The sequence below is a fragment of the Micrococcus lylae NBRC 15355 genome (assembly GCF_001570885.1).
Taxonomy (GTDB): domain Bacteria; phylum Actinomycetota; class Actinomycetes; order Actinomycetales; family Micrococcaceae; genus Micrococcus; species Micrococcus lylae.
Genome location: NZ_BCSN01000029.1, coordinates 23,288 through 33,641 on the forward strand (window position 1 = coordinate 23,288; position 10,354 = coordinate 33,641).

General features: G+C 71.9%; 8 protein-coding genes. 3 read left to right on the forward strand and 5 right to left on the reverse strand.

Annotated elements, in window-relative coordinates; all coding sequences use genetic code 11:
* Positions 1-55: 55 nt before the first annotated feature.
* Both MLY01S_RS07390 and MLY01S_RS07395 read right to left on the reverse strand, forming a co-directional pair.
* Positions 56-1,114 (reverse strand): enoyl-CoA hydratase/isomerase family protein, encoded by a 1,059-nt coding sequence (locus MLY01S_RS07390; RefSeq protein WP_067190801.1) that lies wholly within the window; start codon positions 1,112-1,114, stop codon positions 56-58.
* Positions 1,115-1,245: 131 nt separating this feature from the next.
* Entirely contained in the window at positions 1,246-2,628 is a 1,383-nt protein-coding gene (locus MLY01S_RS07395; protein ID WP_067190785.1) for an MFS transporter, read from the reverse strand.
* 219 nt (positions 2,629-2,847) lie between these two features.
* Here MLY01S_RS07395 and MLY01S_RS07400 point away from each other — a divergent pair, with 219 nt between their 5' ends.
* A complete protein-coding gene (locus tag MLY01S_RS07400) occupies positions 2,848-3,375 on the forward strand; it encodes a MarR family winged helix-turn-helix transcriptional regulator (RefSeq protein WP_067190787.1) in 528 nt (175 codons plus the stop codon).
* Between the two features lie 117 nt (positions 3,376-3,492).
* On the opposite strand, the gene MLY01S_RS12120 is transcribed toward MLY01S_RS07400, so the two are convergent.
* The 3 genes from MLY01S_RS12120 to MLY01S_RS07415 are packed head-to-tail and all read right to left on the reverse strand — an operon-like array spanning position 3,493 to position 7,357.
* Positions 3,493-5,508, reverse strand: a complete 2,016-nt coding sequence (locus MLY01S_RS12120) for a cytochrome b/b6 domain-containing protein (RefSeq protein ID WP_245232119.1) — start codon at positions 5,506-5,508, stop codon at positions 3,493-3,495.
* Between the two features lie 26 nt (positions 5,509-5,534).
* Positions 5,535-6,545 carry an electron transfer flavoprotein subunit alpha/FixB family protein gene (locus MLY01S_RS07410; protein ID WP_067190789.1) on the reverse strand — a complete coding sequence of 337 codons (1,011 nt, stop codon included), beginning with the start codon at positions 6,543-6,545 and terminating at the stop codon, positions 5,535-5,537.
* Positions 6,546-6,574: 29 nt separating this feature from the next.
* Complete coding sequence (locus MLY01S_RS07415; RefSeq protein WP_067190791.1) at positions 6,575-7,357, reverse strand: electron transfer flavoprotein subunit beta/FixA family protein; 783 nt, start codon at positions 7,355-7,357, stop codon at positions 6,575-6,577.
* A gap of 238 nt (positions 7,358-7,595) precedes the next feature.
* Here MLY01S_RS07415 and MLY01S_RS07420 point away from each other — a divergent pair, with 238 nt between their 5' ends.
* Together MLY01S_RS07420 and MLY01S_RS07425 are read left to right on the forward strand one after the other, a co-directional pair.
* A complete protein-coding gene (locus MLY01S_RS07420) occupies positions 7,596-8,519 on the forward strand; it encodes an NUDIX hydrolase (protein WP_067190793.1) in 924 nt (307 codons plus the stop codon).
* A gap of 205 nt (positions 8,520-8,724) precedes the next feature.
* Positions 8,725-10,149, forward strand: coding sequence for an L-serine ammonia-lyase (locus MLY01S_RS07425; protein ID WP_067190794.1), 1,425 nt, complete (start codon positions 8,725-8,727; stop codon positions 10,147-10,149).
* Positions 10,150-10,354 lie beyond the last annotated feature (205 nt).

Consider the following 10,354-nt stretch of genomic DNA (forward strand, 5'->3'; position numbering starts at 1 on the left):
CCTATCCGTCGTCGTCCCCTGTGCCGTATGGCCGGGTCTGGGCCTGAGGTGGGGCTCAGAGCGTCAGGTCACCCGTCTCCGGCTCGGCGAAGTGCGACTCCACGAGCTCCGGCGTCACCTCGTCCAGGGTGGCCGGCCGCCACTGCGGGTTCTTGTCCTTGTCCACCAGGAGGGCGCGGATGCCCTCGGCGAAGTCGTGGCCGCGCAGGTGTGCGGCGGTGGTGCGGTACTCGGTCTTGAGCACGGCGGCGAGGTCCTTGGCGCGGCGGGCCCGGCGGACGGCGGCCAGGGTGACCGAGACGGCGGTCGGGCTGAGCTTCTCCAGTCGGTCGGCGGCCTTGTGGGCGGCCTCCTCGTCCCGGGCGCGCAGGGCCTCGATGATCTTCGCCGGGGTGTCCTTGGCGTAGCACTCGTCGATCCACGGGCGCTGCTGCCAGAGCGGGGACTCGCCCGGCTCGGTGGCGAAGCGCTCCAGGACGGCGTCCGGCTCCTCGGCCTCGAGGGCGGCGGCGATCTCGTCCAGGGTCTCGGAGGACACGTGGTGCGTGGACAGGCCCAGGGCCACCGCGTCCGCGCCGGTGATGTGCTCGCCGGTCATGCCCACGTGCAGGCCGAATTCGGAGGGCAGGCGGGAGATCAGATAGGTGCCGCCCACGTCCGGGACGAAGCCGATGCCGGTCTCCGGCATGCCCCAGCGGGTGCGTTCGGTGGCCACGCGGTGGGAGGCATGGCCGGAGACGCCCACGCCGCCGCCGAGGACGATCCCGTCCTGGAAGGCGACGATCGGCTTCGGGTAGTCGCCGATCAGGTGGTTCATGGCGTACTCGGTGGCGAAGAACTCCTCTCCCTCGGCGACGTCGCCGGCCTTGATGGAGTGGTAGATCGACACGATGTCGCCGCCGGCGCAGAGGCCGCGATCGCCGGCGCCGCGGACCAGGACGGTCTGGACGGAGTCGTCGTCCTTCCACTCGAGCAGCTGCGCGCGGATGCCCTTGACCATCTCGAAGGTCAGGGCGTTGATGGCCTTCGGGCGGTTCAGCGTGAGGACGCCGAGGCGACCCCTCTGCTCGATGAGCAGCTCGTCGGTGGGCTGTGCGGTCTGCGCGTCGGTCATGGAGTTCACCTTTCCTCACGCGTGTCCGGCCGGGCAACGGGTGCCCGGCCGGACGCGGCGATTGATTGGACGTCCGAGGACTGCCCGCTTCGGAGCCTATCAGCGCCGGGCAGAGGGGTCCGCGGAGACGGTCATCCCTTGATGTCGGCCTCGACGGCGTCGGCGACCTGCGCGGTGTCGATCGTCTCCATCGAGCCGGTGACTGCGAGCGACTCGTGGCCCAGCAGGTCCTCGGAACGGAGGAAGAAGATGGACACCAGGGAGACGACGGCGGTGGCCACGAAGAACCACAGCGGGGAGGAGGGGTCGCCGGTCTGGTCGATCAGCCAGGTCGCCGCGAACGGGGCGGAGCCGCCGAAGACTGCGACGGGGATGTTGTAACCCACGGCGATGCCGGTGGAGCGGACGTGGGTCGGCAGCAGCTCGGTCATGGTGGCGTACGGGACGCCGCAGTAGATGCCCACCGAGACGCCGACGGCGATCAGAGCCGGGACGATGTCCATGCCGGTCTCGGCGTGCGGGGCGGTGAGGAAGAACCACGAGACGGAGGCCACGGTCATCACCAGGCCGACCAGCAGGATGATGCGGCGGTCGCCCACGCGGTCCGAGAGGTGCCCGCCGACGGCCATGAAGCCGGCGGCGAGCACGCCGGTCGCCAGGACCATCCCGAAGATGAAGGACTCCGGCAGCTCCAGCACGGCGCGGAAGTAGCTGGTCAGGTAGGTCGAGGCCAGCAGGGTGATCACACCCATGACCAGCATGATCTGGCGCGGGAAGCGGAAGGTCTCGCGCAGCGGGGCCTTGGCGGTGCGCTTCTCGGCGTGCAGGCGCTTGAACTCCGGGGAGTCCTCGAGGCGCATGCGGATGAAGATCGCGATCGCGCCCAGCGGGCCGGCGATGATGAACGGGATGCGCCAGCCCCAGTCCTGCATGGCCTCGGCACCGAGGGCCCAGGCCATGCCGTTGCCGACGAGGGCACCGATCATCAGGCCGGAGGCGGCGGTGGTCATCAGGGTGGAGGTCGCGAGGCCGCGGCCGCCCTTCTTGGAGAACTCGGAGACGAAGGCGGCGATGGTGGAGATCTCGCCGCCGGCGGAGAAGCCCTGGACCATGCGCAGGAAGACCAGCAGGACCGGGGCCATGACGCCGATCGAGTGGGCGGTCGGCAGCAGACCGATGCACATGGTGGCGCCGCACATGACGCCGAGGACGATCATGAGGGTCCTGCGGCGGCCGATCTTGTCCGCGAGCGGACCGAAGAACAGGCCGCCGAGCGGGCGGATGAAGAAGGAGAGGGCGAAGACGGCGAAGGCCGAGAGCAGGCCGACGACCGGATCGTCCGAGATGAAGAAGTTGGCCCCGACGTACACGGCGAGGAAGCCGTAGACGCCGTAGTCGTACCACTCGATCAGGTGGCCGGCGGTCGCCCCGACGAGTGCCTTGCGGCGTTCGCGCGGGCTGACCTCCTGCTCCTGAAGCTCGGCCGCTGTGGGATGGGATGCGTGTGCGGTCATGAGGTGTCCCCTTAGTCAGGTGCGATGATCACTGCTCGTGCCCTCGAAGGTCGGACATTGGAGCATTCCGTGATGCGCATCACAGTAGCCGGGGCTGCGCCGTCGGGAAGAGGTGTTTCCACATGGTGGACGCAGGCGCGACGATGACCGACGCCCGCACCGTGAGACCGAGGCCCGCCGACCGGGCGCACCCTCGTCCCCTCACCTAGGATGGGGCGAATGAGCAGCACCCGACAGCCCCTGAACCGCGACCCCATCGCGGAGGCCCGCCGCAACTGGGAGCGCCAGGGGTGGGACGACGTCGCCGCGCCGATGGCCGCGGTGACCTCGATCATGCGCGCGCAGCAGATCCTGCTGGCCCGGGCCCACAAGGCGCTGAAGCCGTTCTCGCTGACGTTCGCCCGCTTCGAACTGCTGGCCCTGCTGGACTTCTCCCGCGAGCGCCGCATGCCCATGAGCAAGGCCGGCGCCCTGCTGCAGGTGCATCCGACCTCCGTGACCAACGCCGTGGACCGCCTCGAGTCCGCCGGGCTCGTGACGCGCGAGCCGCACCCGGGCGACCGCCGCGCCACCCTGCTCGCCCTGACGGAGAAGGGCCGCGAGCTCACCGCGAAGGCCGCGGCCGCGCTGAACACGGAGGTCTTCGCGGACACGGGACTGTCCGACGAGGACGTCACCTCGCTGATCGAGATCCTGACCCGCTTCCGCCGCAGCGCCGGTGACTTCGAGGACGCGACCGCCGGCTGATCCTCCCGGACGCCTGCGCCGCTGCGGCCTCGGCCGGTCGCACCACGCAGGGACGGCCGCAGACATGACGGCGGGGCCCGAGCACCTGGCTCGGGCCCCTTCGTCTGTCCCGCCGGGTCAGCGGCCGACGGTGCCGAACCGCTGGGCCACCGGGGCCACGAACTGCGGGCGGAGGAAGAACCACGCGGCGGCGGTGACGGCCACGGACGCCAGGAACACCACCAGACCCCAGGCGTCGGTGGCCTCGCGCGAGGTGTACATGTGGTTCAGGTTCGCCAGGAAGCCGGTGAAGACCACCAGGAACACGTGGACCACGATGAATCCGACGAAGAACAGCATCACCGGGAAGTGCACCCTGCGGGCGGCCTCCATCGGGAACGCCCTGTTGAGCGCCTTGGCCTCGGTGGGGAACCAGGAGGACATGCGCCAGCCGGTGAGGGCGGCGAGCGGGGCGGCGACGAACACCACGAGGGTGTAGGTGATCATCTGCAGGGCGTTGTAGTGGACCCAGCCGTTCTCCGACGGCCAGTCCAGGGACATGTACTGGATGCCGGCGGACAGGGCGTGGTGGAACACGTACGGGTCCGTCGGCACCAGGCGCATCCACTGGCCGGTGACGAACAGCAGGATCACGAAGACCAGGCCGTTGAGCACCCACAGCCCGTCCAGGGCCTGGTGCATCCAGATGGTCATCGAGTACTTCTTCGGCGTGTTCCCCTTGGCGGAGAACAGCGAGTCCCTGCGCGGGGTGAAGTTCGCCGGCGGACGCTGCTCCGAGCGGATCTGCAGGCCGGTCCTGATGATCAGCACCATCAGGAACATGTTCAGGAAGTGCTGCCAGCCGAGCCAGGCCGGGATGCCGATCGGGGCGGACTCCGGCTGGGCCGTGTGCCCGTCATACTGCGCGATGAAGTCCTGCACCGGCTCGAGGGTGCGCAGGCCGCGGGCGGCCAACACCAGTGCCAGGGCCACGACGACGGCGCCCAGCGCTCCCCAGAGCACCTTCCGTCCCCGCGGCATGGGCTCGGCGCCCTCGGCCTTCTTCGTGGGCTGCGCCGCCGGCCTTCCGGCAGGCTTGCCGGCCGCCTTCGGAGCGGCCGCAGAGGTCGCCGCGGCGGGCTGCGCAGCACCCTGCTGCGCGGAACCCTGGTGCGCGGTGCCCTGGTGCGCGGTGCCCGGCGGGGCTTGGGCTGCATGCTTCGGGGCGGCCGGGGTGTCCTGGCCGGATCCATGGGCGGCCGCTGCACCGGCGGCACCGGCGGCTGCGACGCCTCCGGCAGCGGCGGCTGTACCGGCGCCCATGCGCTGCTTGCGGCCGGGCTGCGCATCGGCAGCCTGCTGGGCAGGCGCCTGGGCGCTGGAAGGCGGCTCGGCCGCGGCCGGGGCGGCCTGCACGGACGCGTCGGACGTCTGAGCCGCGGCACCGGCGGTGCGGCCCTTGAGCGGGGTGTACCCCTTCATGCGCTGTCCCACGGGGGCGGCCGGTGCCTGGGCGTCAGTCGCTGCCTGGGCGTCAGTGTTCGCGCTCGCGGCCAGGTCACCACCGGCGGCGACGCCGGCGGCGGTCCCCGCCACGGCGGTGCCTGCGCCCTCGGCCGAGGCGGCGGACCGCTCGGGCGGGGTGGCCTCCGCCGCAGCGGCGGCCTCGGTGCGCGGGGCCGCAGCGGTGGTCGCAGCGACCGGTGCGGCGGGGGCGCCACCCTTGAGCGGGGTGTAGCCGGCCATGCGCTGACGCTGCTCGTAGGGCACGCCGGACACGGCGGCCGGAACCGCGGCCGCGGCACCCGGGGACGGCGTCTGAACGGCGGCCGTCCGGTCCGGCTCAGCCGCGGGCTCTGCAGCGGCCGGTGCTGCGGCCGGTGCTGCGGCCGGCGCCGCGGTGGCCCGGCCCTGGGCTCCGCCGGTCACCGCCTGCGGCGCGGTGCCCCGGAACGGGGTGTAGCCGGCCATGCGCTGACGCTGCTCGTACGGCACCCCGTCACCGACGGCGGGCGCCGCGGTGGCGGGGGCGACCGTCTCCTCAGGCCCGGCCTCGGCCACAGGCTGAGGCGAGGGATCCTGGGTCAGGGGCGTGGCGTCGTCGTGGGTACGGCCCTTCAAGGGCGTGTACCCGGCCATCCGCTGCTTGGGCATGCGTGGTCCTCCCGGAGTCTGCCGCGTCAGCGGCGGGCGCGGATCTGCTCGATCAGCTGCGGGACGACCTCGAACAGGTCACCCACGATGCTGAAGTCGGCGATCTCGAAGATCTCGGCGTCCTCGTTCTTGTCCACGGCCACGATCGTCTTGGCGGTCTGCATGCCGGCACGGTGCTGGATGGCACCGGAGATGCCCAGGGCGATGTAGAGGTCCGGGGACACGATGACGCCGGTCTGGCCGACCTGACGCTCGGCCGGGGTGTAGCCGGCGTCGACGGCGGCGCGGGAGGCGCCCACCGCGGCCCCGAGCTCGTCGGCCAGCTGCTCCACCACGGCGAAGCCCTCCTCGGAGCCCACACCGCGGCCGCCGGAGACGACGACCTTCGCGCCGCGCAGCTCCGGACGGGACGAGGTTTGCTGGCGTGGTGAGACCTCCCGGATCTCCGCCCCTGCGGTGACCTGCGGCAGGGAGCCGGCGTCGATCGCGGTGATCTGCGGGGAGGCCACGGCCTCGGCGCGGGCATCGATGGAGCCGCCGCGCACGGTGATGATGCGCGGGCCGCCCTCGCCGGTGGACTCGGACTGGATGTCGCCTCCGAAGATGGAGTGCTGGGCGATGACCTCGTCGTCGGCCCACCGCAGGCCCACGGCGTCGGCGCAGACCGGGCCGCCCACACGGACGGACAGGCGGCCGGCGATGGCACGGGACTCCGGGGTGTTCGGCAGCAGCACGGCCACCGGGTTCGTCTGGCCGACCACGGTGGCCAGCGCGGCCACGGCGGCCGAGCCCATGCGGGTGGCGGCGTCCTCGGTCTCGAGGGTGTGCACGGCGGTGGCGCCGAGCTCGCCCAGGCGAGCGGCGGCGTCCTCGGCCTTGCCCGGCGCGCCCACCACGACGGCCACGGGCACGCCGACGGTGGCGGCCGCCCCGAGCAGGCCGGCGGCGGAGGCACGGAGTTCGCCGTCGGCGTTGAGCTCGGCGAGGACGAGGACGGGGGCGCCGGAGTTCGCGGCGGTGTTCACGGTCTCAGTCATGGGAGGTCTCCTTCGGTGTCCTGCGTCCGTCAGATGAGGCGGTTCTCGGCCAGGAAGGCGGCGAGCTGCTCGGCGGCGGTGCCGTCGTCCACGACCTTCGGACCGGCCTGCTTCTCCGGGCGGGCGTTGGCGGAGACCATCACGGAGCGGTACTCGGCCTCCACCGGGCCGGCAACGATCCCCAGGTCCGCCAGGCAGTAGTCGGTGAGCGGCTTCTTCTTGGCCGCCATGATGTTCTTGAAGTTCGGGAACCGAGGCTCCGCGGTCTTCTCCGTCAGGCCGACCACGGCCGGCAGCGCGACGGCGGCGCGCAGGTCCGCGTCCTCGGTCACCACGGTGCCCACGACCTCGGACTCGGAGATCTCGAGGGCCTCGGCATGCGGCAGGTACGGGCGGTCCAGCAGTTCGGCGAGCATGGCCGGCACGACGCCGGTGGAGCCGTCCGTGGCGAGGTTGCCGGCGAGCACCAGATCGGCGCCCTCCTTCTCGATCGCGGCGGCCAGCACCCGTGCGGTCTGCACGGCGTCGGAGCCGGCGAGCGCGTCGTCGGCCACGTGCACGGCGGCGTCGGCTCCCATGGCGAGCATCTTGCGGAGGGTCTTGGTGGCGTCCTCCGGGCCCATCGTCATGGCGACGATCTCCACGTCCGCGCCGGAGTCCTTGTACTGCAGGGCGACCTCCATGACGCGCTCGCTGATCTCGTCCGGCACGGGCTCGGCTGCACCGTCGCGGACCAGCATGCCGGTCTCCATGTCGAGCGTGCGCTCCTGCCAGGTGTCGGGGACCTGCTTGGCCAGCACCATGATCTTCACGGGTCGGACTCCTCCTCGAATCGCCGCGGTCTGAACGGTCTCAGAACTGTGGTCAAGGCTACAGCGGACAGGGATGGCCCCGCCTGCCCGATGCGGCCATCTCAGTAAATGATGATTCACTGAAGCAGTTCGTGCCACCCCGCCGCCTCCGCCGGGCCTGCGCCGCGGGCGGCAGCGGCCGCGCCGCTATCCTCGGAGCCACCGATGAGGAACCGCCCGCCCGCGTGAGGAGAGACCGATGACCACCGCCGACCGCTCCGGCACCGAGCCCGTCCCGGCCCGCCTGGCCTCGTCCCTGCTTCTCGTGCGCCCTGCCGCCGAGGGCATCGAGGTGTTCGCCCTGCGCCGCGCCGGCTCCATGGCCTTCAGCGCGCACGCCACCGCCTTCCCGGGCGGCCGCGTGGATCCGGCGGACGACCTGCCCGTGCACCTCTGGAAGGGCGTGGACCTGGACGACTGGGCCCGCCGACTCGGCACGGACGCCGCCCCGGAGGGCGCGGCCTCCCACATGGCCGAGCTCTCCCCGCGGGACGCCGCGGGCCGCCTGCTGGCCGCCGCGCTGCGCGAGACCTACGAGGAGACCGGCGTGCTGCTGGCCCTGGACACCCGGACGGGCACAGCCGTGGACCCGAAGCTCGTCCGTTCCCTCCCGGAGGACACCCGCGAGCGCCTCGAGTCCCACGACCTCGCCTTCGGCGACCTGCTCACCGAGCACGGCCTCGTCCCGGACGCGGCCGCCCTGGTGCCGTGGTCCCGCTGGATCACCCCGGTGGGCGGTCCGCGCCGGTATGACACGGTGTTCTTCGTGGTCCGCCTGCCGGAAGGACAGGAGCCGGAGCGCATGTCCTCCGAGGCCGCCAGCCACGGCTGGGCCTCACCCGAGGCGCTGCTGACCGAGTTCCGCAGCGGCACCGTGAACCTCATGACCCCGTCCTGGTGGCAGCTTCGCCAGCTCTCCGCAGCCACCCAGGACAGCACGGACTGGGCGGACATCGTGGCCCTGGGCCACGCCCACGAGCCGATCGCCCCGGTGATGCTCCACCCGAAGGCGGACCGCGAGAGCCGCCTGCAGGAGTTCCTGCACGCCGAGGAGTACCTGGCGGACCTCGCCTCGTTCCGCGCCGCGGCCCGGGTGGAGGAGTCCCCGGACAACGTCCTCTGACCTGAGGCGACGGCGCCGGGGCCGGTGCTGGGGACGCCGAGCAGGGCACGACGACGGCCGCTGCCCTTCCGCTGGACGGCAGGACCTTTCCGCGGCATGGCCGGACCCGGGTGCCAGCGCGTAGGCTGGTCCACAGTCTGTGACCCCCTCATGCGGCGCGCCCACCACCGGCAGGACGCCGCAGCCACCTGGAAGGGAGCCGCGCATGTCGCTCAGTGCCCTGGACCTGTTCTCCATCGGCATCGGCCCGTCCTCGTCCCACACCGTCGGCCCGATGCGCGCCGCGCGCCGCTTCACCTTCAGCCTCGCTGAGAACGGCCTCCTCGACTCGACCGCCCGCGTGAAGGCCGAGCTCTACGGCTCCCTGGCCGCCACCGGCATCGGTCACGGCTCGGACACCGCCGTCCTGCTGGGGCTGGCCGGCCAGGACCCGGAGACCATCGACCCGGACGCGTGCACGGGCCTGGTCAAGGCCATCGTGGAGTCCGGGGACCTGCCGCTCGACGGGGACCGGCACATCCGGTTCGACCGCAAGAAGGACATGACTCTGCACATGCGCAAGTCCCTGCCGGGCCACCCGAACGGCATGCGCCTGACCGCCTATGACCAGGACGGCGGCCAGCTGCACTGCCGCGACTACTATTCCGTGGGCGGCGGCTTCGTGGTCACGGCAGAGGAGCTCGAGGACGAGCTCGAGGCCGCCCGCGAGATCACCCGCCATGAAGAGGACTCCCGCGAGGCCGCGGAGCCGTACCCGTTCAGCACCGCCGCCGAGCTGCTGGAGCACTGCGAACGCGAGGGCATGACCATCGCCGAGCTGATGCGCGCCAACGAGGCCGTCCGCCACAGCCCGGAGCACCTCGAGGCCGAGCTGACGAAGATCTGGCACGTGATGCAGGAGTGCATCCACAACGGCTGCACCCGCGAGGAGAAGATCCTGCCCGGTGGCCTCGAGGTGCGCCGCCGGGCCCCCGCCCTGCGCGCGCACCTGCTCGAGCAGACCACCCGCACCGACCCGATGTGGGCCATGGAGTGGGTCAACCTCTTCGCCCTCGCGGTGAACGAGGAGAACGCCTCGGGCGGACGCATCGTCACCGCCCCCACCAACGGCGCCGCCGGCATCATCCCGGCCGTGCTCATGTACTTCTGCCGCTTCGTATTGCCGCAGGAGGCCACCGAGGAGGAGCAGGACGCGAAGGCGGTCGAGTTCCTGCTCACCGCCGCCGCGATCGGCATCCTCTACAAGAAGAACGCGTCCATCTCCGGAGCCGAGGTCGGCTGCCAGGGCGAGGTCGGTTCGGCCTGCTCCATGGCGGCCGCGGGGCTGTGCGCCGTCATCGGCGGCACCCCGGTGCAGGTGGAGAACGCCGCGGAGATCGGCATCGAGCACAACCTCGGCCTCACCTGCGACCCCGTGGGCGGCCTCGTCCAGGTCCCCTGCATCGAGCGCAACGCGATCGCCTCGGTCAAGGCCATCAACGCCGCCCGCCTCGCCGTGCTCGGCGACGGCTCGCACCGCGTCACCCTGGACCAGGCCATCAAGACGATGCGTGACACCGGCGCGGACATGAAGTCCAAGTACAAGGAGACCTCCCGCGGCGGCCTGGCCGTGAACGTCATCGAGTGCTGACCGGCGGGACGGCCGCTGCGTCTCGGGACGCAGTCGGCCCCGTCCGGAGCCGAGACATGATGGTGCGCCGGGCCTGTGGGGTATGTTCGGTCTGCTGACCTGTACCTCACACCCCACGCCGAGAGGACCTCTCCCGTGACCAAGCATCCGCTCGACGCGACGCTCGAGGCCGCGACGATCGACCCCGACAAGCGCAAGGAGCAGC

What these genes read in the sequence shown, in the direction of transcription:
- MLY01S_RS07400 (WP_067190787.1), top strand. Translation starts at nt 2,848, where the DNA reads ATGAGCAGCACCCGACAGCCCCTGAACCGCGACCCCATCGCGGAGGCC.
- MLY01S_RS07425 (WP_067190794.1), top strand. Translation starts at nt 8,725, where the DNA reads ATGTCGCTCAGTGCCCTGGACCTGTTCTCCATCGGCATCGGCCCGTCC.
- MLY01S_RS12120 (WP_245232119.1), bottom strand. Translation starts at nt 5,508, where the DNA reads ATGCCCAAGCAGCGGATGGCCGGGTACACGCCCTTGAAGGGCCGTACC.
- MLY01S_RS07390 (WP_067190801.1), bottom strand. Translation starts at nt 1,114, where the DNA reads ATGACCGACGCGCAGACCGCACAGCCCACCGACGAGCTGCTCATCGAG.
- MLY01S_RS07395 (WP_067190785.1), bottom strand. Translation starts at nt 2,628, where the DNA reads ATGACCGCACACGCATCCCATCCCACAGCGGCCGAGCTTCAGGAGCAG.
- MLY01S_RS07420 (WP_067190793.1), top strand. Translation starts at nt 7,596, where the DNA reads ATGACCACCGCCGACCGCTCCGGCACCGAGCCCGTCCCGGCCCGCCTG.
- MLY01S_RS07410 (WP_067190789.1), bottom strand. Translation starts at nt 6,545, where the DNA reads ATGACTGAGACCGTGAACACCGCCGCGAACTCCGGCGCCCCCGTCCTC.